The sequence below is a fragment of the Paenibacillus sp. FSL L8-0663 genome (assembly GCF_038008125.1).
In the GTDB taxonomy this organism is placed as follows: domain Bacteria; phylum Bacillota; class Bacilli; order Paenibacillales; family Paenibacillaceae; genus Paenibacillus; species Paenibacillus polymyxa_D.
The window spans coordinates 4,610,732-4,634,166 of record NZ_JBBOYM010000001.1; the positions used below are offsets into that span (position 1 = coordinate 4,610,732).

A 23,435-nucleotide genomic window follows, 5' to 3' on the forward strand; every position below is an offset into this window, starting at 1 on the left:
CAAACCTACGCTCTGGATACTTTCTTTTTCGGCTGGATTGAAATCTATGAATCTATCAATAGCATTCCCATTGTCAGAGGTTTTATACACACAGCACTACGGCAAAGCCCTTCTAAAATATTCATCTGCCTACTGGGTGTTCGACCATACATCGTAGGCACCGTCAGAATAGACTATGATCACAATGCATCTTACACCAAAAGAGGTGAAATCATGTTTCCCATTTATCCTGTAAATGAAGCTAATGTGGCACCTCATGGTGGACGTCTGGTCTGTGCCGTTATGCGTGATGGTACACGACACATCGGCATCTTAAGTGGGTGTAGCAAAGGCAAGCTGATGTTGAACGGATATCCACCCTCCTTTCCTGGCAGTCTCTATGCCGGGAGCTACAGTAACAAAGGAAAACAATCCCCAAAAAAGATTTCCTCTAAAAAGAAAAAAAGGAATCCTAAAAACAAAGTTCGCACCTCTGCCAAACTAAATGCCTTAATTAAGCCGCCCAATGCACCTCTGAGTCCATCCTTTCCTTATGACGCAGGCGGATTTGCTGGAAATGGCTATAGTAGTTATGGAAATGGCAAAGCAGGCTATCGCGGTGGGTACGGCGGATATGGATACGGTGCAGGGCTTGCACTAGATCTGGCTTTAATCGCCTTTTTATTCCTCCTGATCTAAACACCTTGTTATAGAACACAAAAAACCGGAGAACTATTATCGTCTCCGGTTCTTTGTATTCGTTTATTCTACATTCTACTCTGCTAATCCGTTCTTATAGGCATAGATCGCCGCCTGTGTACGGTCTTCCACTCCTAATTTAGCGAGAAGGTTCGTGACATGGAATTTTACCGTCTTAATCCCGATAATCAGCTCGTCTGCGATATCCTGATTAGACTTCCCTTGTGCCAACAGGCGAAGTACCTCCATCTCACGATCAGTCAGCTCCGTATGGGCGGGCGCTTCAGCCTGTGGCTGGCGGAATCGATTCATCATCTTGGAGGCCACCTGTGACTCTAGTACGGACTGTCCACGTGCAGCTGCACGGATCGCATCCGCTATTTCGGAAGCGCGAGACGTTTTAAGCAAATAGCTGAATGCCCCTGCCTCAATGACCGGATACATTTTCTCATCGTCTAAATAACTCGTCAGCACAATCACCTTTGTCTCTGGAAGCAGACGAGTTACTTGGCGTGTCGTTTCGATGCCATCCATGCCATCCATGACCAGATCCATCAAAATCACATTTGGCTTGTATTCGGAAGCCAACCGTATGCCTTCTTCTCCGCTTCCGGCCTCGCCGACCACTTCAATACCTTCTTCCGTCCCCAGCACCGCCGCAAGACCAATTCGTACCATTTCATGGTCGTCTACCAGCAGTACGCTAATCGGTAATTCCGTTTCCATGATCATCGTTCCTTCCGCTTTCATCATTAATAACTGGCACGGACACCTCAATCCGTGTCCCTTTTCCTGGAGCCGTTATATACTGAATCGCTCCCCCAATTTCACTGACCCGCTCCTGCATCGTGGATAATCCATATGAAGTCTGCTTTTTCTCATCCAGCTCAAAACCAATACCGTTATCCCGAATCGTCAGCCTGATGGAATCTGGGCGTTGCACGATACGAATTTCCATGCGGGTTGCTTTGGCATGGCGCAACGTATTAGACATCGCTTCCTGCACAATACGAAACAAGTGGTTCTCAATGCCTTTAACCAACTGTACTCCGCTTTCAATCTCAAAATCAATCTCCATCGGTACCTTTGCCTGCAACTCTTGTACCAAATCACGCAACCCCTGCTCAAGCCTTTTCCCTTCCAGATAGACAGGCCGTAGATGAAGTAGTAACGCCCGCATTTCAGATTGTGCCACAGAAGACATTTCTTCAATTAGCGCAACTTGACGCTGTGCTTTATCAAAATCCTTATCCAGCGTCCTCCCCACAGCCGTCGCGGTCATTGAAATAGCAAATAATTGCTGTGATACGGCATCATGCAACTCTCTGGCCAGCCGCTGCCGCTCCTCCACAATCGCAGTCATCCGTGCCTGTTCCGCCAACTGAGCATTATCCGTGGATAAGCGTTGTAAAGACGTAACTTGTTCCTGCCATTTACGTCCAATCCGTTCCAGCTGCTCTCCCAGTCTACCAAGTTCATCATGCCCTAGGGGCGGCAACTCACGTGCAGGGGTTCCCTTTTCCCACATCAGCAACGTCTCTCTCAACATTTCCAGTCTGCTTTTAAAGCGGTAGCTCTCATAAAATCCGTACATTGCCCCTGTACCAATCAACACCAGTATAACGGCTCCTGCAACTTTCAATATCATTCCCCAGGTTGGAAACGACTTCACATATCCATATGTATACAGCATATAAAAGACAACTACGCCTACAACAACACACAGGAGGATACCTTGACCCATACTGCGGGTTACCATGTTGGACGTTTTTTTATGATTCATCCCGGCTCCTCCTGATTCAATAAAATCGGACGCGGACATCGCCCGCCAAGTACGAAACGACAAACTTCACTTTATATTCACTCTGCTCAAAATGGGGAGACTTCCAAACCAGTCGATTGAGCATCCCCGCCTCATGATCCCGGTCAAACTGAATCTGTCCGAACAGGACGAACATCTCCACCTCTACACCGTAATTATCCGGTAGCGTGATATCAATGTCACCGAAGATCCCTTGTAAAAATATGACGGACTCACGTTCCTCTGGTAGAGCCAACGTCAGATCGGCATCCACATCGCCAACCACATGCCATATGCTTGTGCTACGCAGGCTCCACGGCACTTCATCCCATTTATGATTCGATATAAAATTGTGCTTGAATATGGAGCTTTGACCTTTATGCAGCTTCCTTGAACGTGAATAGAATATAGCTAATGATGCTAGTGTAACTACCACAAACAGGAACAAATGATCCAGCACTAGCAATCCAGCACCAATCGCGAGCATCGTGTAACCCTTTTTGATTTTGGAATTGCGGATCTTATATATTCCGGCCAACATTAGAATCAGTGCAACCACGGAGAGGAACCCAATCCACTGACCGAATAAAATGATAATCCCGATGCCAATCCCTGCCAGTGCCAAGGCTGATTTTCTTCTCTCCATGCTGCACCCCCTTTTTGTTTATACAGGACGGAAAAGCCATAGTGGCGCAACATTCCGCCATATGGCTTTCCTGAACCATACAGATTAGGCACGATCATCGACCAATGTCCATTCCATACAGCATATCATAATGTCTTGTTTCCGAGTAGTCAGTCCTTCTTCATATCGACTGGTTTAACACCTGTCTGAATTTTGGACTTAAGCTGTTGAAGCTGCTCATCCACTTTAAACTGTTTTTCAGCCTCAGCCGGATTAACATATGCTTCTCCTGGAGCTTGACGGTAAGGAGCACGCAGTACGTCAGCTTCAGCTTCCATTTGCATAATTTTTTCTTCCATACGGTGGAAGCCCAATGAAGCAGACCCACTTTCAATCGTATGCAAACTATTGATTTGAGACATTTGCTTTTTGGCTTTCGCCATTTGAGCACGGGATACTAACTCATTGCGCTTGTTGCGCATTTTATAGAACTCATCTTTCATGTCGTGAAGCTGTTGTACTAATTCTTTTGCTTGAAGCTCAGCTTGTGTATGCAAGTCGCGGTATTCGTCCTGCTTTTGCACAAAATAAATCTTCTCTCCCAACAGCTTGCGCGCTACTTCTTCCTGACCATTTCGCAATGCGGATTCGGCTTGCTTCTCACGCTCATTGGATACACGTACCGCTTCCTCTAAACGCTGTTTCATACGTCGTTCATTCGCCATTTGCTTGGCAACCGTTACCTCAGCCTCGTGAATTTCCGCCTCCATATCGCGCAGATATTGATTCAACATAATAATCGGATCTTCCACTTTATCCAACACTTCATTCACCGATGCTCTTGTCATATCCTTCATTCTTTTAAAGATCCCCATTATTTACGATCTCCCTTCTCAAATTGCTCTACTTTTTTGCGTAACTCTGCCAATTCTTTTTTCATTGCCTTTTTCTCAATATCTTCCATCATGGAATCCAAGTCATTGTTCTGACCTGTGTTAAATTTGGATGAGTTGCGGGCATCTTGACCAAAAAACGGGTTCGAATTGCCATATGCACCGCCCTGGTTGTAACCAGTTCCCTGCCCATACTGCGATCTTGTATTGTGACTGCCATAATAGCGTGGATCCTGTTGATGGTAGGGCCCGCTGTCAGGGCCAAATCCTCCATCGAAAGGAGATCTCGGCTCCTTGGAGATAACCAGTGCCGCAATCACATAAATCATAAATGTGGTTCCTGCTGTAATAAAGAAACTGATCACAACCAGAATACGAATCCATGTTGAGTCCATTCCTGTTGCGTCAGAAAGACCGCCACATACACCTGTTATTACTCTATCCCGGCTTGATCTGTAAATTCGGGTCATTATCAAATTACTCCTTCCCGCTGTTGTTCAGCTTGCTTTTCAGTCTCGCCCACTCTTGTTCGAGCAGCGATCCACCGCCTTGGGCATCCTGTGCATGGTCGCCCTCACCCCGACGTAAATCACGCAGACTCATCGTTTCTGCTTCCATATCGGCTACCCGGTCTTCCAAGCGGTTGAACATTCGGGGAACATTTCGTCCACCGTATGTACCAGCCCGTTCGTTCATTTGCTGCTGGAGTCTCAACGTCTGTACACGTGCCGCATAATACTGACGCTTGCTGTGTACCGTTTGATATTCTGTCTTTAACGTATCTAGCTGTTGTTCTAGCTCACGTAGTGATTCACGGCTCTGCTCCCACAATTCTCTATACTGCTCTTCTTTTTCTGCATATAGCATTTTCTCCTGTAGGGCCAGCTTCGCAATATGTTCTTCATCAGCTTTCAAAGCCAGTAGCGCCTGTTCCTCCCGTTTGGTCTGCATGGACAATGCATGATCCAACTGCTGCTTCATCTGTCTTGTATGCATCGCATACTGTTGATGGAGTTTTTCCGCTTCGGCAATTTCCTGGCGGGTATTATACAAGAACTGGTCAATCAGTTGCACTGGGTCTTGGCTTTGTTCCAAATGCTCATTGAAGGTCGCTACCGTAATATCGCGCATTCTTCGAAAAACACTCATTTGCATCTGCTCCTTTCACAATTCGTATCCCCATAATTAAAACTTCGTTACTGCAATATTTCTTCATTCGCTAAACTGCTAAAATCAGTAACGTCTTCTGCGGTCACTCAGCAGGGAAACACCAAATATAATCAACCCGATTGCCAGTAGTGGTCCCAGAAGCCAGGACAGTTTGCCGAGCAAAATCAGTACCCCAAGTACAAGTACGATCCAGCCGAAGAGCGCATTTCCTTTTTTCACACCGTAGTAGCCTAGCATAACCATAGCTATCGGAATTAAGTAACCAATCAGATGTCCTAAAAAGTGACCGAAAAACGGAGTAAACTTACCGAGCAGCATAATCGAACCCAACACGATCAGTACAATGGCTAACCCATTCCCTTTGTTAACTCTCATCATCTCTCACCGCCTTTCACTGTGTCTTGCTTATGTCCTTATTGTACGCTGAACAAGCGTTTGACAAAACGGACCCCAGACGGTTTTTGAACCTAGACCTAAGTCGGGGATGAGTATAGACCTGCGGCTATCCTCCTCTATGCTGTTCTGCTGCACGGGCTATCGAATGTTGCTCACCCGCTTGCTTGGAACGTAGTGAAAGGACGAGACAAGCCAGTAACGCTATAGCTGCAACCATATAAGGCAGATTAATATGAACATCGAACAACAGTCCTGCAATTAATGGTCCAATCACATTACCCAAGCTGGTATAGGATGAGTTCATGCCTGCCACAAAGCCTTGCTCATCTCCGGCCTGCCGCGATAGAGAAGTACTTACTGCCGGGCGAAGGATATCCATAGCCAGAAAAATGATGAAGGTCGTCAGCATAATCATCACGTACTGTTCAGCAAATAAGGTTAGAAAAATGAACAGGCCCCCAATGGCCAAACAGAGGTGAATTACTTTTTTCTCTCCAAAACGATTAATGATCCATCCAAATATAGTCGCTTGGACAACTGCTCCCAAAATGGAGCCTGTCGTTATGATGATGGCAATATCCATCGGTGTGAAACCATATTTATGGTCAACAAACAGTCCAAATACGGTTTCGAAGTTCGCTAACCCAAAAGCAACGACAAATACAATGAGTAAACCCATGAAATATGGAGATTGATATGACTTGGCAAATTGCTGCAAAAGATTTTCTTTTTGACGTGGAAGCTCTCTATTATATTGTTGCTTTTCCTTGCTTAAAGACTCAGGCAGCACTAACAGAGACAAGATAGCTGCTATTCCCGCAGCTCCAGCTGCCGCAAAGAAGGGAATGCGTATTCCATATGTGGCAAGCAATCCGCCAATCCCTGGCCCGATTATGAAGCCTGTGTTGATCGCCGCATTGATCATGCCCATTCCCTTGCCTCTTTCTTCGAACGAGGTCACGTCAGCGACATAGGCCATTATAGAAGGAGTCAGCAACGCTGCCCCTGCTCCACCCATGATTCGTGCTATGAACAGGGTAGGAATGGAATGAGCCAGTCCAAAAACAAGCTCTGATAACATGAAGATGAACATCCCAGAAACAATCAATTTTTTACGTCCATAACGATCAGACAACTTTCCTGACAATGGTGATAATAAAAGCTGAGTCAACGCAAAAGCTGCAACCATCAGTCCCATCGAAGAACCATTCATCCCTAGCTCACTTATAAATTTAGGTAATACAGGGACAACTAAGCCAATCCCCATGAACGCCAAAAAAATGTTAAGCATCAATAACAGCATTGCTCCTCGATTTCTTGTGAGTATAGACATATTTCCACCCTTCCTTTTCCGTATCTCTTTATTCGATATCAGGTAAACTTCATTATCCCTTTTCAAAAAACAATTGAAACTAAAAATGTTTTCTTAGTTTTCATATAAAAAAGTGGCCTCTTCAAATATGCAGCATATTGTTGAGGCTATTTTTTAATTCTCGACCAAACCGAACAACAAAATATCTACAATAGAATAAGTAGCTTCCTCTACCGTCACACTGTTATCCAGAAAGAAACGCTGATCAAGTGTTAAATTTACAGATTCAATAATAAGCTTCATGATCAGAGCCTCATTTTTGTTCACAATAATTCCTTCTCGGATGCCTTCCTGAATTAATGTTCTAATCGGAGACCAATCATTTAAATCGGCATGTACCCTTTTCCATTGTTCAGGATAATACTTTTTCATCTGGTCCAATATCCTTAAATCGTAAAACTTATAATACAGAGGCATGACCCTAATCGACTGCTTAATCTTGTCTAACAAAGATAACTCATTATTTTGGATAATCTGCTCAGTTTTTCGAATCATATCATCATTTGTACGCTCAATAAGTGTTTCTAAAATAAGCGTCTTAGACGAAAAGTTTTCATACAACGTACGCTTGCTAATAGCGAGTCTTTTCGCAAGATCATCCATCGTAAATTTCAATCCATTTTCATGAACTTCATCTACAAAAGCCTCCAAAATTCTTTCCTGCATATTCTTCCTCATTTCTTTCGCGCTCGGTAAACTAGAAAAGTTTTTTCAGTACCATCATCTTACGATAAGATCAAAGCGCTGGTCAAATCCATGTTAACCTTGTTGCCAAAATCATGAATATATAATAAAAAGGATGATAAAATGCCTTTAAGCATTTTATCACCCTTTTGTGTATGAGCGAGAGGACTAGAACCTCCACGGTTTCCCACTCGATACCGAATATAATATTGATAATACCTTGTTTAATGAAGGGAGATAAGCGCTGCTCGTCGATTTCGACCCGCAAGGTAATCTGTCAATGTACTTTGGTATTGAGCAGCGGGATCAACTTCCGTAGCTATGGTCTGCGACAGGACTAACTCAGTTGCTCAGTATCAAGGAATTTAGAACACTTGTACAACTTCTTTAATATCATCAATTTCCTCAAGAATTGCGCGCTCAATAGCAACCTTTAACGTAATCGTAGCACTTGGGCAACCATTGCAAGCTCCCAAAAATCTTAATTTTGCTATACCGTTCTCAACTTCGACCAGTTCAGCATCTCCACCGTCACGCAGTAAGAAAGGACGTAGTTTGAGAAGAACTTCCGATACTTCATCGAATAAAACTCCATTTTCATCCATTATGTCAATTCCTCCCATTTTCTTTACCAACCGTCATTCATACCTTTTTTCACCCTAGATCGTCTGAGTGATCCTTTGCTTTTTGCCTAAGAGTGACCTCTTGATCCGAAAGTTCCCTTATAAGCGTAAGAATAGAGTCTAAAGGTATCATCACACCACAACTTGCGCTCAATCCTGACAGCATATTGAAGCAGAACTGAAGTTTTCGTATCTCTCGGGTAATTTGAGCTAGTTCTGAATCGTCCGAATTATTTTTCTTCATTACTAGCACCTCTTTAAAGAATGATAAAGGTTTGATCTATTAAATTAATGAATCAACCGATGCTTCCTTCCATCTCAAATTGAATCAACCGATTCATTTCAACGGCATATTCCATTGGCAATTCTTTGGTAAACGGTTCAATAAAGCCCATTACAATCATTTGTGTAGCATCTTGTTCTGTAAGCCCGCGGCTCATTAAGTAAAACAATTGTTCCTCGGACACTTTGGATACTGTTGCCTCGTGCTCCAAAGTAATCTGGTCGTTTTTAATTTCATTGTACGGAATCGTATCTGATGTTGACATGTGGTCCAATATCAACGTATCGCACTTAATATTGGACTTGGACCCTGCGGAATCGCGGCTGAAGCTGGACAACCCTCGGTAGTTTACTTTTCCGCCCTGCTTGCTGATGGATTTGGATATAATCGTAGATGTTGTCTCGGGAGCAAGGTGAATTACCTTCGCGCCAGCATCTTGATGCTGATCTTTACCGGCTACGGCAATAGACAGGATGGACCCCTTGGCTCCCCGTCCTTTCAATAATACTGCCGGATACTTCATTGTTACCTTGGAGCCGATGTTGCCGTCCACCCATTCCATTGTGGCATTTTCTTCTGCCACAGCCCTTTGGGTTACCAAGTTGTAGATATTAGGAGCCCAATTCTGAATGGTCGTGTAACGGACACGGGAATCTTTCCGGCAAATAATTTCAATAACTCCACTATGCAGAGAACTGGTACTATAAATAGGTGCTGTACATCCTTCAACATAATGGACAAAGCTGCCCTCTTCGGCAATAATTAATGTCCGCTCGAATTGACCCATATTTTCAGAATTAATACGGAAATAACCTTGTATAGGTACCTCGCACTGAACACCCTTCGGAATGTATACAAAGCTACCGCCTGACCAAACCGCACTATTAAGCGCCGCAAATTTATTGTCGGCGGGAGGGATGATCGTCCCAAAATGTTGCTTAAACACTTCGGGGTATTGCTTTAATGCACTATCCGTATCAAGGAAAATAACGCCCTGATCCTCCAGCTCTTTCCGCATGCTGTGATAAACTACTTCCGACTCATATTGAGCGGATACGCCCGCCAGGAACTTTTGCTCCGCTTCAGGGATTCCCAGCTTGTCAAAGGTTGCTTTGATCTCGGAAGGAACCTCCTCCCAGGTCTTTCCCTGTTTTTCAGAAGGGCGAACGTAATACTGGATGTCATCAAGATTTAGCTCGGTCAAATCCGCTCCCCATTCAGGCATCGCCATTTTGTAGAATTGATTCAAAGCTTTCAACCGAAAATTGAGCATCCACTCCGGCTCTTCCTTGATTCGGGAAATTTCCCGGACAATCTCTTCCGTCAGACCTTTTCCAGATTGAAAAATAGACTGGTGCTTGTCGCGAAACCCATATTTATATTCGCCCATATCTGGTGCTTTTTTAGCCATTGGTATCACTCCTTTTTAACCTTTCAAGATTCATTTTGATTTGCTATGATCTGCCGAGCTTGCTTTCCACTAAATCTTTTAGGCGACTGCGAACACCTTCCAGCGGGATCTCCGAAATGACAGGAGCGAGAAATCCGAAAATAACAAGATGTTCGGCTTCACTCCGTGATATCCCGCGCGACATCAGATAATAGATTTGCTCTGCATTTACTTGCCCCACGGATGCAGCATGACCCGCAGTTACATCATCCTCATCTATCAGCAGGATCGGATTGGCATCGCCGCGAGCTTTAGGACTTAACATAAGCACGCGTTCTGTTTGCTGACCATCACAATGGGTTGCACCTTTTTCAATCTTTGTAATGCCGTTGATAATGGCCGTAGCTTCTTCAAGCATGACTGCACGCGTAATCATCTGGCTTACCGAGCTTCTGCCAAAATGCTGAGCTTGAGCTGTATAGCTCGATTTTTGATTGCCCGTGCCAATAGCAATCACCTTATTGTCGGAGACCGCCCCGTTGCCTTGTAGCAAAGTCTTGGTATCGCTCACGGTATAACCATTGTTCATCTCACCGATAATCCATTCCACACCCCCATCAGCAAGAACGACCGCCCGTCGCTGGGTGAAATCTGTTGTAGTTACAGCAAGCTGATGAACCGAAGCTACTTGCACCTTTGAGCCCGCCCCCGCGAAGACCTCCGTCACACCGTTATGCAATACCTTGACATCATCACCACTCGATACACAATTATCCACATAAGTGATCTTGCTGTTGCTCCCTGCCACAATTAAGACGTGAGGAGCAAAACACACACCGCTTGTATCGTTAAGAAAGATCGCTTGAATAGGTGCTTCAACCTCTACACCGTCTGGGACATATAGAAAAACGCCACCACTCCATAAGGCACTGTGTGCAGCAGATAAACGATGTTCTTCTGGCTTTACTGCCTGAAAGAGATAACGTTGAACCAGCTCCTCATGCTCTTTTGCCGCAGTATGCAGATCCGTTAAAATGACTCCCTGGGCGGCTAAGCTCTCGGACAATTTCGTATACACTACATCCGAGTTGAACTGAACGATTAGTCCGCCTTTCACCGGAGAAGCAACCAAACCTCGAACAACCTCCGGCGCTTCCTCCAAACTAGACCACGCATTCTCAGCTTTGTAATCTCCACTTTCGTAGATATCCCATTTTTCAAGATTGATTTTCTCCACTTTAGGCAACTCCAGCGTCCCTGCCAGTTCGAGTGCATGAACGCGGCGTTCAATCAGCCAACGAGGTTCATCCTTAGCGCTTGACCATGCGCGTAAATCGTCCACATTCATTGAAACTCTAGCTTGTATATCCACGTGCTGTTCCTCCTCTCCGGCTTTTAAGCATCCCTTACCGTCTCATCCGTAATCCCAAGTTCCTCCTTCACCCAATCGTACCCTTCAGCCTCCAAACGGTGGGCAAGCTCCGGACCGCCAGATTTAACTATCCGGCCTTGCATCATGACATGCACAAAATCCGGGGTAATATAATTCAACAGTCGTTGATAATGGGTGATGATTAAAAAGCCTCTATCCGGGCTGCGCATCTCATTTACGCCATTGGCCACAATACGCAGTGCATCAATATCAAGCCCTGAGTCCACTTCATCCAGGATCACAAACTTGGGTTCAAGTAGCATCATTTGCAAAATCTCATTCCGCTTTTTTTCACCGCCAGAGAATCCCTCATTCAAATAACGATGCACAAATTCCGGGTTCATCTCCAGCCCCTTCATTTTGCTCTCCATTTCACGGATAAAACGGATTAAGGATATCTCATCGCCTTCTTCACGCCGTGCATTGATGGCACTTCTGAGAAAATCCGAGTTGGTCACGCCAGCAATTTCACTTGGGTATTGCATTGCGAGGAACAAGCCTGCCTGGGCACGCTCATCCACCTCCATCTCCAGAAGGTCTTCATTGTCCAATGTCACCTTACCGCCAGTAACCTCATATTTGGGATGGCCCATTAAAGCTGAAGCCAATGTACTTTTTCCCGTCCCATTAGGCCCCATAATCGCATGAATCTCTCCGCCATGAATCTCCAGTGTGAGCCCTTTTAAAATTTCTTTCCCTTCAATCTTGGATCTTAATTCCTCAATCTTTAATGTCGTCATTTATCGTAAACTTCCCTTCGGAGTATTCTTCGGCACGCGCCACCAAATCACTCATAAATTTTCCAATAGTCTGCAGCTCAACCTCTGAATAGGATTCAATGAATTGGTAAAACCTTTCTTCTTTTTCTTTGTGCATTTCTTTATGCAAATGATAAACGTGTCTTCCCTTATCCGTTAAACTAAAGTAAATCTCCTTACGATTGCTGTTCAGTTGACTTCTCATAATGAAGCCCATTTCCAGCAGCTTTGCACTAATTTTAGTAATGCTAGCTTTGGACAACCCCATCTTCTCCACAATCCCGGTATGATTTATCGGTTCATAATCACCAATGCAATCAATAACATGCACACTAGTAATATTGTTGGAGAGCATGTCAATCTGGTACTTTTTGGCCTGTTGCCGAAACGAGTTAAATTCTTGTTCAGTATACAGCTCATTCAGATGTAGCATTTTAATATATTGCTCGTAAAGATGACCTTTAAAATGATTTTGAAACTCCAATTTCCCAATCTCCCCTCTCTTGTAGTAGTTGAGACCAAGTTCAGTGTCTCCATTAGATTTTTTTGTTCACTAGTAAACAAAATTATATTAACACAATTGATATTGATAATCAATATCAATTGTGTTAAATGTGACGTAATTTTGAAGTCGCATTTCACGGGTTTGTTGTCATTGTCATAGGCCTCATGCTGTGTTTTTACTAGGGCACGTCCCGGAAATAGTTTTAAATACCTCTGATCAATCCTGCTTTGCGGGGGTTGAACAATGGAACCAATTCGGCAGCATCCGGGTGGATCTGGTAACCGAAGCCAAGTCCAATACCGTTGCCTATGAACGTCATGGTACACCTGCCACAGACTGGGGTCGCTACCGTAAAAAGAGGACGAAGGTGGTGCTTGGCCGAGCTGTTTTAAAGCTGTATCGCCGCGTTTGAGTACGCTATCGTGAGCATGTATGGCAATGAATAATCCGTCAGTTACCTGTGGTGGATATGTTATGGGGCCAAAGAGTAACCAAAAACTGTGGTTATTGCTGGTGAATCCGAACAGGCGATGCTCCATTCTAGCCAGCACCGATCTAACACTGGAGGCGACCTAGATCATCGGACATTATACCGCCCGGTTCAAAATCAAATGCACCTTCTGGGCGCTAAAGCAATCCATCGGCGGATTCAGCTACCACTTTTGTAGCAAATCCATTCCGAAGCTCAACCGGTATTTGAAAAAGGATCGGGTTCACCCTCTGGAGGTGTTGGAAGAGGAGAAAGCGCAACGGGACATCCGCCTAACTGTAAAGATGAGAATGGTAAACGATAACCAAAATGGATCCCTACGGGGCTTAAGATAAAAGGAACCAAGAAAAGAGCCGAAATCTTGCTTCAGGAAGCCAGGAAGAATTCTCATATGGAAGGACAAGCACTCGCGGTTGAAAACGAAGATATGCTGTAAGAGTAAAAGCGGCTACTCCATCCGGTAATCTGCCACTGGTGGACACGTTCTATGAGCTTCTGATTCGTATGAAGGAATAACAGGAATCCTATCGCTTATCTTTTGACAATTCTTATTGTCTTGAATACCTGGAGTATATTTATGTATATTTATGTAAATGTATTAGGGGTAAGCATGAAAGAAGTTCAGGAATGGTTAGGCCACAGCGATTATGCAACAACGGCAAATATTTATTCGCATTTGGAATACAACTCAAAGGTGTCTTCAGCTCAAGCAATGAGGGGGTACTAAAGCTCAAATAAAAAAAGCTCACTAGAGAATGTCTCTAATGAACTCTTTTAGTTAATACCGGCGAGAGGACTCGAACCTCCACGGTTTCCCACTCGATTTTGAGTCGAGCGCGTCTGCCATTCCGCCACGCCGGCGTATTCAATTATGGAGGCGCCACCCAGATTTGAACTGGGGAATAAAGCTTTTGCAGAGCTTTGCCTTACCACTTGGCTATGGCGCCAGAGTGTAACAAAGCGGACGACGGGAATCGAACCCGCGACCCTCGCCTTGGCAAGGCGATGCTCTACCGCTGAGCCACGTCCGCATAAAGATGGCTGGGGATATAGGATTTGAACCTATGCATGACGGAGTCAAAGTCCGTTGCCTTACCGCTTGGCTAATCCCCAATAAGTAAAGGGCGGCCGATGGGGCTTGAACCCACGAATGCCGGAGTCACAGTCCGGTGCGTTAACCACTTCGCCACGACCGCCGCAAGTAATGAATAATTGGCAGGGGCAGCAGGAATTGAACCCACACCAACGGTTTTGGAGACCGTTGTTCTACCTTTAAACTATGCCCCTATAAAACTGGTGGAGGATGATGGATTCGAACCACCGAACCCGTAAGGGAGCAGATTTACAGTCTGATGCGTTTGGCCACTTCGCTAATCCTCCAAAAATGGTGCCGGCGAGAGGACTTGAACCCCCAACCTACTGATTACAAGTCAGTTGCTCTACCAGTTGAGCTACACCGGCACATAAAATATTCAATTAAAAGTGGCTCGGGACGGAATCGAACCGCCGACACGAGGATTTTCAGTCCTCTGCTCTACCGACTGAGCTACCGAGCCTTAGAATAAGGCTCTTCATTACACGTTATAATACTAATGGCGGAACTGACGGGATTCGAACCCGCGATCTCCTGCGTGACAGGCAGGCATGTTAGGCCTCTACACCACAGTTCCATAATAATTTTTAATTGGTTGCGGGGGCAGGATTTGAACCTGCGACCTTCGGGTTATGAGCCCGACGAGCTACCGAACTGCTCCACCCCGCGACAATAATAAATATTAAATTTTCAAATGGTGGAGGCTGAGGGGCTCGAACCCCCGACCCTCTGCTTGTAAGGCAGATGCTCTCCCAGCTGAGCTAAGCCTCCACACCGAAACACTTTTCATATTATACCATAATAAAATTTTTATTGCAAGTTTTTTTTATGATATTTTTATGACCCGTAGGGGATTCGAACCCCTGTTACCTCCGTGAAAGGGAGGTGTCTTAACCCCTTGACCAACGGGCCATGCTACAAATGAATTATGGCGGAGAGAGAGGGATTCGAACCCTCGAGACGCTTTTGGCGCCTACACGATTTCCAATCGTGCTCCTTCGGCCAACTCGGACACCTCTCCATATGGCTCCCCGAACAGGACTCGAACCTGTGACAACTCGATTAACAGTCGAGTGCTCTACCAACTGAGCTATCAGGGAATATTAAGCATTTGTTTCAAGGTTACACCCTGAAAACTGGATCCGAAACTCATTTGCGTTTTATCTTTAGGATAAGCCCTCGACCGATTAGTATTGGTCAGCTCCATGCATTACTGCACTTCCACCCCCAACCTATCTACCTCGTCGTCTTCAAGGGGTCTTACATACTGGGAAATCTCATCTTGAGGGGGGCTTCACGCTTAGATGCTTTCAGCGCTTATCCCTTCCGTACATAGCTACCCAGCGGTGCTCCTGGCGGAACAACTGGTACACCAGCGGTACGTCCATCCCGGTCCTCTCGTACTAAGGACAGCTCCTCTCAAATTTCCTACGCCCACGACAGATAGGGACCGAACTGTCTCACGACGTTCTGAACCCAGCTCGCGTACCGCTTTAATGGGCGAACAGCCCAACCCTTGGGACCTACTTCAGCCCCAGGATGCGATGAGCCGACATCGAGGTGCCAAACCTCCCCGTCGATGTGGACTCTTGGGGGAGATAAGCCTGTTATCCCCAGGGTAGCTTTTATCCGTTGAGCGATGGCCCTTCCATGCGGTACCACCGGATCACTAAGCCCGACTTTCGTCCCTGCTCGACTTGTAGGTCTCGCAGTCAAGCTCCCTTCTGCCTTTGCACTCTTCGAATGATTTCCAACCATTCTGAGGGAACCTTGGGGCGCCTCCGTTACTCTTTAGGAGGCGACCGCCCCAGTCAAACTGCCCACCTGACACTGTCCTCGCACCGGTTCACGGTACCAAGTTAGAACCTAGATACGATCAGGGTGGTATCCCAAGGATGCCTCCCTTCAAGCTGGCGCTCAAAGTTCTACGGCTCCCACCTATCCTGTACAGATCGTACCCAAATTCAATATCAAGCTGCAGTAAAGCTCCATGGGGTCTTTCCGTCTTGTCGCGGGTAACCTGCATCTTCACAGGTATTAAAATTTCACCGGATCTCTCGTTGAGACAGCGCCCAAGTCGTTACGCCATTCGTGCGGGTCAGAATTTACCTGACAAGGAATTTCGCTACCTTAGGACCGTTATAGTTACGGCCGCCGTTTACTGGGGCTTCGGTTCATAGCTTCGCCCGAAGGCTTACCACTCCCCTTAACCTTCCAGCACCGGGCAGGCGTCAGCCCGTATACTTCGCCTTGCGGCTTCGCACAGACCTGTGTTTTTGCTAAACAGTCGCTTGGGCCTTTTCACTGCGGCCCCCTCGGGCTATTCACCCTACCGAGGCACCCCTTCTCCCGAAGTTACGGGGTCATTTTGCCGAGTTCCTTAACGAGAGTTCTTCCGCGCGCCTTAGAATTCTCTTCTCGCCTACCTGTGTCGGTTTGCGGTACGGGCACCTTCTCCTGGCTAGAGGCTTTTCTTGGCAGTCTGAGATCATGACCTTCGCTACTACAATTTTCGCTCCCCATCACAGCCCAGCCTTAACGATGTGCGGATTTGCCTACACATCAGCCTCACTGCTTAGACGGACATCCATCCGTCCGCGTCACTACCCTACTGCGTCACCCCATCGCTCATAACGGATTACGGTGGTACAGGAATTTCGACCTGTTGTCCTTCGACTACGCCTATCGGCCTCGCCTTAGGTCCCGACTTACCCTGAGCGGACGAACCTTCCTCAGGAACCCTTAGGCTTTCGGCGGATCTGATTCTCACAGATCTTTTCGTTACTCATACCGGCATTCTCACTTGAATGCAGTCCAGCGCTCCTTACGGTACACCTTCAACCCGCATTCAACGCTCCCCTACCCCTGATGCAAGCATCAAGCCATAGCTTCGGTGGTGTGTTTAGCCCCGTTACATTTTCGGCGCAGAGTCACTCGACCAGTGAGCTATTACGCACTCTTTCAATGGTGGCTGCTTCTAAGCCAACATCCTGGTTGTCTGTGCAACTCCACATCCTTTCCCACTTAACACACACTTGGGGACCTTAGCTGATGGTCTGGGCTGTTTCCCTTTCGACAATGGATCTTAGCACTCACTGTCTGACTCCCGGAACTAAATCTATGGCATTCGGAGTTTGACTGAGCTTGGTAACCCTTGCGGGCCCCGCACCCAATCAGTGCTCTACCTCCACGATTCTTCTTTCCGAGGCTAGCCCTAAAGCTATTTCGGGGAGAACCAGCTATCTCCGGGTTCGATTGGAATTTCTCCGCTACCCCCACCTCATCCCCGCATTTTTCAACATGCGTGGGTTCGGGCCTCCAGTGCGTGTTACCGCACCTTCACCCTGGACAGGGGTAGATCACCCGGTTTCGGGTCTACGTCCACGTACTCATTCGCCCTATTCAGACTCGCTTTCGCTGCGGCTTCAGCTCTTCACCTTAACCTTGCACGGGAACGTAACTCGCCGGTTCATTCTACAAAAGGCACGCCATCACCCCTAGATCGGGCTCTGACTTCTTGTAAGCACACGGTTTCAGGATCTATTTCACTCCCCTTCCGGGGTGCTTTTCACCTTTCCCTCACGGTACTGCTTCACTATCGGTCGCCAGGGAGTATTTAGCCTTGGCAGATGGTCCTGCCGGATTCATACGGGGTTTCACGTGCCCCGCACTACTCGGGATCCGTCTCGGAGGGAACAAGTTTTGAACTACAGGGCTTTTACCTTCTCTGGCGGGCCTTTCCAGACCTCTTCATCTAACCGGTTCCTTTGTAACTCCATATGAGACGTCCCACAACCCCAAGGAGCAAGCTCCTTGGTTTGGGCTAATCCGCGTTCGCTCGCCGCTACTGACGGAATCACTATTGTTTTCTCTTCCTCAGGGTACTTAGATGTTTCAGTTCCCCTGGTCTGCCTCTATTCTGCCTATGTATTCAGCAGAAAGTGACTGTCGATGAAGACAGCCGGGTTTCCCCATTCGGACATCCCCGGATCAAAGCTTGCTTACAGCTCCCCGAGGCTTTATCGTTGTTCGCCACGTCCTTCGTCGGCTCCTGGCGCCTAGGCATCCTCCGTGTGCTCTTTGTAGCTTAACCTAGACTTTTCTTTGATAAAAGAAAATGTCGATGTTCGATAAAGAATGATTTTTGCCAAAGGCAAAAGATCTTTCCCTACCTGCTACCTTTATTTCACTTGTTTACACAAGATCAGCTTAAAGGAATATTCTAAAACGCAATTTCGTTTCGGTATCCAGTTTTCAAGGTGCAATTCGCTTCATCGAAGCGAAACCCGATGAATATTTCGGTTCCACACGGATGTGTGAACGAAGTATTCGTCGAAACTTGAGAGTTTGAGCTCTCAAAACTGAGCAACGAGTGAGTAAGTTCAGGATATTCATTTCATTCACACGAATGTGATGAACCGAATTGAATATCCGATCGCAGGTACATGTACCTGCTAATTTGAATGTTTCCATTTCAGGAAACGATTCTCCATAGAAAGGAGGTGATCCAGCCGCACCTTCCGATACGGCTACCTTGTTACGACTTCACCCCAATCATCTACCCCACCTTCGGCGGCTGGCTCCCTTGCGGGTTACCCCACCGACTTCGGGTGTTGTAAACTCTCGTGGTGTGACGGGCGGTGTGTACAAGACCCGGGAACGTATTCACCGCGGCATGCTGATCCGCGATTACTAGCAATTCCGACTTCATGTAGGCGAGTTGCAGCCTACAATCCGAACTGAGACCGGCTTTTCTAGGATTGGCTCCACCTCGCGATTTCGCTTCCCGTTGTACCGGCCATTGTAGTACGTGTGTAGCCCAGGTCATAAGGGGCATGATGATTTGACGTCATCCCCACCTTCCTCCGGTTTGTCACCGGCAGTCTGCTTAGAGTGCCCAGCTTGACCTGCTGGCAACTAAGCATAAGGGTTGCGCTCGTTGCGGGACTTAACCCAACATCTCACGACACGAGCTGACGACAACCATGCACCACCTGTCTCCTCTGTCCCGAAGGAAAGCCATATCTCTACAGCGGTCAGAGGGATGTCAAGACCTGGTAAGGTTCTTCGCGTTGCTTCGAATTAAACCACATACTCCACTGCTTGTGCGGGTCCCCGTCAATTCCTTTGAGTTTCAGTCTTGCGACCGTACTCCCCAGGCGGAATGCTTAATGTGTTAACTTCGGCACCAAGGGTATCGAAACCCCTAACACCTAGCATTCATCGTTTACGGCGTGGACTACCAGGGTATCTAATCCTGTTTGCTCCCCACGCTTTCGCGCCTCAGCGTCAGTTACAGCCCAGAGAGTCGCCTTCGCCACTGGTGTTCCTCCACATCTCTACGCATTTCACCGCTACACGTGGAATTCCACTCTCCTCTTCTGCACTCAAGCTCCCCAGTTTCCAGTGCGACCCGAAGTTGAGCCTCGGGATTAAACACCAGACTTAAAGAGCCGCCTGCGCGCGCTTTACGCCCAATAATTCCGGACAACGCTTGCCCCCTACGTATTACCGCGGCTGCTGGCACGTAGTTAGCCGGGGCTTTCTTCTCAGGTACCGTCACTCTTGTAGCAGTTACTCTACAAGACGTTCTTCCCTGGCAACAGAGCTTTACGATCCGAAAACCTTCATCACTCACGCGGCGTTGCTCCGTCAGGCTTTCGCCCATTGCGGAAGATTCCCTACTGCTGCCTCCCGTAGGAGTCTGGGCCGTGTCTCAGTCCCAGTGTGGCCGATCACCCTCTCAGGTCGGCTACGCATCGTCGCCTTGGTAGGCCTTTACCCCACCAACTAGCTAATGCGCCGCAGGCCCATCCACAAGTGACAGATTGCTCCGTCTTTCCTCCCTCGCCCATGCAGGAAAAGGATGTATCGGGTATTAGCTACCGTTTCCGGTAGTTATCCCTGTCTTGTGGGCAGGTTGCCTACGTGTTACTCACCCGTCCGCCGCTAGGTTATGTAGAAGCAAGCTTCTACATAACCCCGCTCGACTTGCATGTATTAGGCACGCCGCCAGCGTTCGTCCTGAGCCAGGATCAAACTCTCCATTAAAGACCAACCGAAGCTGGTTTATAGAAAGAGCGATAAGCTCATTTTGAAACTGACGAGATAAAAAATATCTCTTGTTTGATTTTGCGAACAAAATCGTTTTACTCACTCGTTGTTCAGTTTTCAAAGATCAAACCTACATAACATCTTACTTTGTTTCACCACCGCGTCTCAGCGGCGACTTAAATAATGTAACACATAACCTCATTTTTCGTCAAGCTTTTTTTTGAAAACTTATTTTTTCCGCTTGATGCAACACGTTTATCCTGCTTTAAACAGTTCAAAACTATTCATGCTGCTTAATGGGGCGAGTTATAACTTATCACATATTTTATATACTCGTCAACCTAAATTAATAATTTATATTTTTTAACTATTTATAAATACTAGATCATGTGCAAAAAAAGGAAGAAAAGTCGGTTTAACAACCTTTCTTCCTGACAAATCAACCCCTGTACATCAAATAAGGGAGTAACGCAGTTCACGATTTTGCCCGCGATCCCTAAAATCCCCGGCAGCTGTTTCTCTAATAAGTGAACGATATACCAGTTTACGGAGCACGACGGTAAGATCCAATTGGAGATTCTTTAGCTCAGGATGGTTAATAAGTTCATTTATAGACCAAGGTTCCCGTCTGCTGCCTAATATACGGAATAGCGGAGAGGAGCACTCCTCCATTTTTGACATAACTGAAAATTCACAAGCAAGCAGTACTAGTTCAACCCGTTGTTCCAAGGTTTCCGTACTTAATGTGAGTTCGTTATACAGTTTGTCAATTGTTCGATCCAGAGGCTGTACCTGAACCCATAAGTGAACCTTTGGATAAATCCCCCGTTCAATGAGTTCAATAGATGCCCAATGATCCAATGCTTTCAGAACACTTTGATAAGCGTCAATGATCCGCCCTTCTCGCACCGCTCTTTTACCATGAACGTAATTGACCAGAAAGCGGGAGAACTCATGAAATCGCTTCTGCTCCCGCAGTGGATCGTTAAAATCAACAATTTCCTGTCTTAAAAAGCGAACCCTGTCATCCCTTTCCCAGACAATACGCCCTTCTAGCACATAATCTATAATGTTGGCTTGTTCACCAGCGATAATCCATTCCTTCAGACAACTGAGCGTTGCGTACAACACTTGGCATCTTAAACCATTCATAAATAAGTGTTGAATAGAACGGACTGGCTTGGTGCCTTCTCCAATAATTAGAATGAGTTCATCAAAGTCATACAACATCGAACCGTGAAAATACTCTCCCGGTTTTCTGTACGAAATAATACCTATCGAATCCTCCTGCAACAATTCATCATATATCAGGTTTAATTTGGTTAGCTGCACTTCTCCCTCCATACCTGCAAGGCGGCTATGACCGCAAATTGGATATTTGGATACATGTGATCATTTCTACATAAATAAGAAACTTCCTTCTTCAATTGTAAATTTTTTTATCTTATTCACTTATTTTTTTCAGTGTTATCCAAGCGTCTTTATCTGCAAAGCTTCGATTCCACACACCAATTCCTCCGAGCTTCAGCGATTTGGCAAGTTCTACTCTTGCCTTCAGAGATACCTGATCCTCCAGCCAAATCTTTTTGACTACGCCGTCTTCTGTATACTCGACATAATTCTGGCCTTCGGAAGCTCTAAACTTGGGATTCAACTTAAATTGGGCTATGATATTGGCTGCTGACTCCATACCAAGTGATTTGGAGGTGACCTTAATCTTCCCTTCTTTGGGAGTCTCGGACCACACGCGAGTATATAACGGAATACCTAAAACCACTTTTTGAGACGGCACTTCATCTTCCCGAATAATTCGCTTAATTGACGCTTCCGTCCATGGTAACGAGGCGACGGAACCAGCTTTTGGACTAGCCGCCCAATGCTCATCATACGCCATTACCATGAGATAATCTGTTATAGTCCCCAATGCTTTTCGATCCAAAAAAACAGACCACATCTCACTTTGAGATTTAGGCGTAACATCAATGGACAGTATCAAATCATGTTCCCGAGCCATCGGTTTAAGTTCACGCAAAAATTGGGTGACATTGGGACCATCCTTTGTATGAACATTTTCAAAGTCGATATTAATACCGTCCAGATCATTTTGTTGAGCAAGTGAAATCATCTGATCTACAATCGACTTTCGACGTTCAAAGGTAGACAAAGCTTCTGTTGTTAGTTCGGGATTAAAACTGTTGCTCAACAACCCCCAAACCTCCATACCCTTGCGATGTGCCCAGCTGACATAAGAAGGATCCGCTTTGCTTTCTACAGTGCCCTCATGATCGACGACACTGAACCACGTAGGGCTCACCACATTTACTCCAGGCATAGGATCAAACTTGGAAGGATCGGGCTTGCGATTATAGACGGCTTCCCAAGCGAGATTCACTGGTCTACCCTCCCAATGCTTCTCCGATATGGACAAATCGTCCTTAACCGAAGGAATCACAAGCTCTTCTCCTTCAGCGATATGGTCTGATTTAATGTATCCTGCATAGCCATTGTCTAACTGCACAAAATACCAATCACCCTGTTGGGACCAGATACGTACTTTCGTCCGCTGAGGTACATCTGTCAAAATAAAAGATAGGCTAGAGGCTTCTTTACGTAAGGCAATTCTAGCATCCTGTTGCCCATCCTTCTTTTCTACATTACCCAGCCTGACCTTCTCGCCGGCCTTCATCAAGATAACGGCACCCGTTACAGAGTCTTCGTGTATAGAAACGCCGTATACTTCACGTACAGCCTCTATCGGGATATATACCTCTCCACTGATCACCTGGGGGGCTGCGCTCAGCGCATATGTTTTACCATTCAATTCCCCTTGTGCCTTCGAAACCTTCATATAGAGCAAGCTTTGTCTCGTCGCCATAATGACGGTTTGGCTGTCATCCTCATAGCGAACCGAAGGATCAATTTGACTTTGCACCAATTTAAGCGGCATCAGCATGTTCTTGCCGGAGCTTTGAGCTTCATACCCAGTCAACTTGCCCTGCATAAAAATAGGACGGACACTGCCCTGCCAATCGGGTTTCTCATGAAGGGGATTACCAAACCATACGACAGTAATTGCGCATATAATCGCTGCAAATAATAGCAGGCTTGCCGCTCCTTTGAATCGTGAACGTTTACGGCGGCGTCTGGAATGATTTCTGGCCAATATTGAACCTCCATTGTATGAACTT

At 46.3% G+C, this 23,435-nt stretch carries 17 protein-coding genes, 15 tRNA genes and 2 rRNA genes; 1 reads left to right on the forward strand and 33 read right to left on the reverse strand.

Features of this window, described 5'->3' with window-relative positions:
- Window positions 1–213: 213 nt before the first annotated feature.
- Window positions 214–678, forward strand: coding sequence for a hypothetical protein (locus MKY75_RS20380; protein ID WP_165148444.1), 465 nt, complete (start codon window positions 214–216; stop codon window positions 676–678).
- A gap of 75 nt (window positions 679–753) precedes the next feature.
- On the opposite strand, the gene MKY75_RS20385 is transcribed toward MKY75_RS20380, so the two are convergent.
- The 33 genes from MKY75_RS20385 to MKY75_RS20545 all read right to left on the reverse strand — a co-directional run bounded on the left by MKY75_RS20385 (window position 754) and on the right by MKY75_RS20545 (window position 23,410).
- A complete protein-coding gene (locus MKY75_RS20385) occupies window positions 754–1,404 on the reverse strand; it encodes a response regulator (RefSeq protein WP_013372995.1) in 651 nt (216 codons plus the stop codon).
- Window positions 1,382–2,461: a sensor histidine kinase gene (locus MKY75_RS20390; RefSeq protein ID WP_165148441.1), complete on the reverse strand. Its 1,080-nt coding sequence runs from the start codon at window positions 2,459–2,461 to the stop codon at window positions 1,382–1,384. Before MKY75_RS20390 ends, MKY75_RS20385 begins: the two co-directional genes overlap by 23 nt.
- 16 nt (window positions 2,462–2,477) lie before the next feature.
- Window positions 2,478–3,125: a cell wall-active antibiotics response protein LiaF gene (liaF, locus tag MKY75_RS20395; RefSeq protein ID WP_165148438.1), complete on the reverse strand. Its 648-nt coding sequence runs from the start codon at window positions 3,123–3,125 to the stop codon at window positions 2,478–2,480.
- Between the two features lie 149 nt (window positions 3,126–3,274).
- Entirely contained in the window at window positions 3,275–3,979 is a 705-nt protein-coding gene (locus MKY75_RS20400) for a PspA/IM30 family protein (protein WP_013311895.1), read from the reverse strand.
- Window positions 3,979–4,467, reverse strand: coding sequence for a PspC domain-containing protein (locus MKY75_RS20405; RefSeq protein ID WP_165148435.1), 489 nt, complete (start codon window positions 4,465–4,467; stop codon window positions 3,979–3,981). Before MKY75_RS20405 ends, MKY75_RS20400 begins: the two co-directional genes overlap by 1 nt.
- Before the next feature lie 7 nt (window positions 4,468–4,474).
- Window positions 4,475–5,146 (reverse strand): PspA/IM30 family protein, encoded by a 672-nt coding sequence (locus MKY75_RS20410; protein ID WP_013311897.1) that lies wholly within the window; start codon window positions 5,144–5,146, stop codon window positions 4,475–4,477.
- A gap of 84 nt (window positions 5,147–5,230) precedes the next feature.
- Window positions 5,231–5,542 (reverse strand): LiaF transmembrane domain-containing protein, encoded by a 312-nt coding sequence (locus MKY75_RS20415; protein WP_013311898.1) that lies wholly within the window; start codon window positions 5,540–5,542, stop codon window positions 5,231–5,233.
- A gap of 127 nt (window positions 5,543–5,669) precedes the next feature.
- Window positions 5,670–6,920 (reverse strand): MFS transporter, encoded by a 1,251-nt coding sequence (locus MKY75_RS20420; protein WP_274597671.1) that lies wholly within the window; start codon window positions 6,918–6,920, stop codon window positions 5,670–5,672.
- Window positions 6,921–7,049: 129 nt separating this feature from the next.
- The gene (locus MKY75_RS20425; protein WP_029518165.1) at window positions 7,050–7,601 is read right to left on the reverse strand and encodes a TetR/AcrR family transcriptional regulator; all 552 of its coding nucleotides are present in this window, start codon (window positions 7,599–7,601) and stop codon (window positions 7,050–7,052) included.
- 383 nt (window positions 7,602–7,984) lie between these two features.
- The gene (locus tag MKY75_RS20430) at window positions 7,985–8,224 is read right to left on the reverse strand and encodes a NifU family protein (protein WP_013373004.1); all 240 of its coding nucleotides are present in this window, start codon (window positions 8,222–8,224) and stop codon (window positions 7,985–7,987) included.
- A 314-nt stretch (window positions 8,225–8,538) separates the two neighbouring features.
- Entirely contained in the window at window positions 8,539–9,936 is a 1,398-nt protein-coding gene (gene sufB, locus MKY75_RS20435; protein ID WP_165148429.1) for a Fe-S cluster assembly protein SufB, read from the reverse strand.
- Between the two features lie 43 nt (window positions 9,937–9,979).
- Window positions 9,980–11,287 carry a Fe-S cluster assembly protein SufD gene (gene sufD, locus MKY75_RS20440; RefSeq protein WP_425312624.1) on the reverse strand — a complete coding sequence of 436 codons (1,308 nt, stop codon included), beginning with the start codon at window positions 11,285–11,287 and terminating at the stop codon, window positions 9,980–9,982.
- Between the two features lie 23 nt (window positions 11,288–11,310).
- A complete protein-coding gene (gene sufC, locus MKY75_RS20445; RefSeq protein ID WP_029518161.1) occupies window positions 11,311–12,087 on the reverse strand; it encodes a Fe-S cluster assembly ATPase SufC in 777 nt (258 codons plus the stop codon).
- Complete coding sequence (locus tag MKY75_RS20450; RefSeq protein WP_069012661.1) at window positions 12,068–12,589, reverse strand: MarR family transcriptional regulator; 522 nt, start codon at window positions 12,587–12,589, stop codon at window positions 12,068–12,070. Before MKY75_RS20450 ends, sufC begins: the two co-directional genes overlap by 20 nt.
- A gap of 1,293 nt (window positions 12,590–13,882) precedes the next feature.
- A tRNA-Leu gene (locus MKY75_RS20455) sits at window positions 13,883–13,961 on the reverse strand.
- A gap of 11 nt (window positions 13,962–13,972) precedes the next feature.
- A tRNA-Cys gene (locus tag MKY75_RS20460) sits at window positions 13,973–14,047 on the reverse strand.
- A gap of 12 nt (window positions 14,048–14,059) precedes the next feature.
- Window positions 14,060–14,131: transfer RNA gene (locus MKY75_RS20465), tRNA-Gly, on the reverse strand.
- A 7-nt stretch (window positions 14,132–14,138) separates the two neighbouring features.
- A tRNA-Gln gene (locus tag MKY75_RS20470) sits at window positions 14,139–14,213 on the reverse strand.
- Between the two features lie 10 nt (window positions 14,214–14,223).
- Window positions 14,224–14,296, reverse strand: a tRNA-His gene (locus MKY75_RS20475).
- Between the two features lie 17 nt (window positions 14,297–14,313).
- Window positions 14,314–14,387 (reverse strand) — tRNA-Trp (locus tag MKY75_RS20480).
- A gap of 7 nt (window positions 14,388–14,394) precedes the next feature.
- Window positions 14,395–14,480: transfer RNA gene (locus tag MKY75_RS20485), tRNA-Tyr, on the reverse strand.
- 5 nt (window positions 14,481–14,485) lie between these two features.
- A tRNA-Thr gene (locus tag MKY75_RS20490) sits at window positions 14,486–14,561 on the reverse strand.
- Window positions 14,562–14,583: 22 nt separating this feature from the next.
- Window positions 14,584–14,656, reverse strand: a tRNA-Phe gene (locus MKY75_RS20495).
- A 37-nt stretch (window positions 14,657–14,693) separates the two neighbouring features.
- Window positions 14,694–14,770, reverse strand: a tRNA-Asp gene (locus MKY75_RS20500).
- 15 nt (window positions 14,771–14,785) lie between these two features.
- Window positions 14,786–14,862, reverse strand: a tRNA-Met gene (locus tag MKY75_RS20505).
- A gap of 26 nt (window positions 14,863–14,888) precedes the next feature.
- Window positions 14,889–14,964, reverse strand: a tRNA-Val gene (locus MKY75_RS20510).
- Window positions 14,965–15,033: 69 nt separating this feature from the next.
- A tRNA-Glu gene (locus tag MKY75_RS20515) sits at window positions 15,034–15,105 on the reverse strand.
- Window positions 15,106–15,122: 17 nt separating this feature from the next.
- Window positions 15,123–15,214: transfer RNA gene (locus MKY75_RS20520), tRNA-Ser, on the reverse strand.
- A gap of 3 nt (window positions 15,215–15,217) precedes the next feature.
- Window positions 15,218–15,293 (reverse strand) — tRNA-Asn (locus tag MKY75_RS20525).
- Between the two features lie 67 nt (window positions 15,294–15,360).
- A 23S ribosomal RNA gene (locus MKY75_RS20530) occupies window positions 15,361–18,286 on the reverse strand.
- A 402-nt stretch (window positions 18,287–18,688) separates the two neighbouring features.
- Window positions 18,689–20,244, reverse strand: a 16S ribosomal RNA gene (locus MKY75_RS20535).
- Together the 16S and 23S rRNA genes with 15 tRNA genes alongside form the textbook arrangement of a ribosomal RNA operon.
- Window positions 20,245–20,700: 456 nt before the next feature.
- Window positions 20,701–21,579 (reverse strand): nucleotidyltransferase-like protein, encoded by an 879-nt coding sequence (locus tag MKY75_RS20540; RefSeq protein ID WP_029517195.1) that lies wholly within the window; start codon window positions 21,577–21,579, stop codon window positions 20,701–20,703.
- Between the two features lie 112 nt (window positions 21,580–21,691).
- Complete coding sequence (locus MKY75_RS20545) at window positions 21,692–23,410, reverse strand: glycosyl hydrolase family 18 protein (protein WP_340886365.1); 1,719 nt, start codon at window positions 23,408–23,410, stop codon at window positions 21,692–21,694.
- Between the last annotated feature and the right edge of the window lie 25 nt (window positions 23,411–23,435).

Coding starts and splice junctions, on each gene's coding strand:
- MKY75_RS20415 (WP_013311898.1), bottom strand. CDS start 5,542: ATGAGAGTTAACAAAGGGAATGGGTTAGCCATTGTACTGATCGTGTTG.
- MKY75_RS20430 (WP_013373004.1), bottom strand. CDS start 8,224: ATGGATGAAAATGGAGTTTTATTCGATGAAGTATCGGAAGTTCTTCTC.
- liaF (WP_165148438.1), bottom strand. CDS start 3,125: ATGGAGAGAAGAAAATCAGCCTTGGCACTGGCAGGGATTGGCATCGGG.
- MKY75_RS20390 (WP_165148441.1), bottom strand. CDS start 2,461: ATGAATCATAAAAAAACGTCCAACATGGTAACCCGCAGTATGGGTCAA.
- MKY75_RS20385 (WP_013372995.1), bottom strand. CDS start 1,404: ATGGAAACGGAATTACCGATTAGCGTACTGCTGGTAGACGACCATGAA.
- MKY75_RS20405 (WP_165148435.1), bottom strand. CDS start 4,467: ATGACCCGAATTTACAGATCAAGCCGGGATAGAGTAATAACAGGTGTA.
- sufC (WP_029518161.1), bottom strand. CDS start 12,087: ATGACGACATTAAAGATTGAGGAATTAAGATCCAAGATTGAAGGGAAA.
- sufB (WP_165148429.1), bottom strand. CDS start 9,936: ATGGCTAAAAAAGCACCAGATATGGGCGAATATAAATATGGGTTTCGC.
- MKY75_RS20425 (WP_029518165.1), bottom strand. CDS start 7,601: ATGCAGGAAAGAATTTTGGAGGCTTTTGTAGATGAAGTTCATGAAAAT.
- MKY75_RS20380 (WP_165148444.1), top strand. CDS start 214: ATGTTTCCCATTTATCCTGTAAATGAAGCTAATGTGGCACCTCATGGT.
- MKY75_RS20400 (WP_013311895.1), bottom strand. CDS start 3,979: ATGGGGATCTTTAAAAGAATGAAGGATATGACAAGAGCATCGGTGAAT.
- MKY75_RS20410 (WP_013311897.1), bottom strand. CDS start 5,146: ATGAGTGTTTTTCGAAGAATGCGCGATATTACGGTAGCGACCTTCAAT.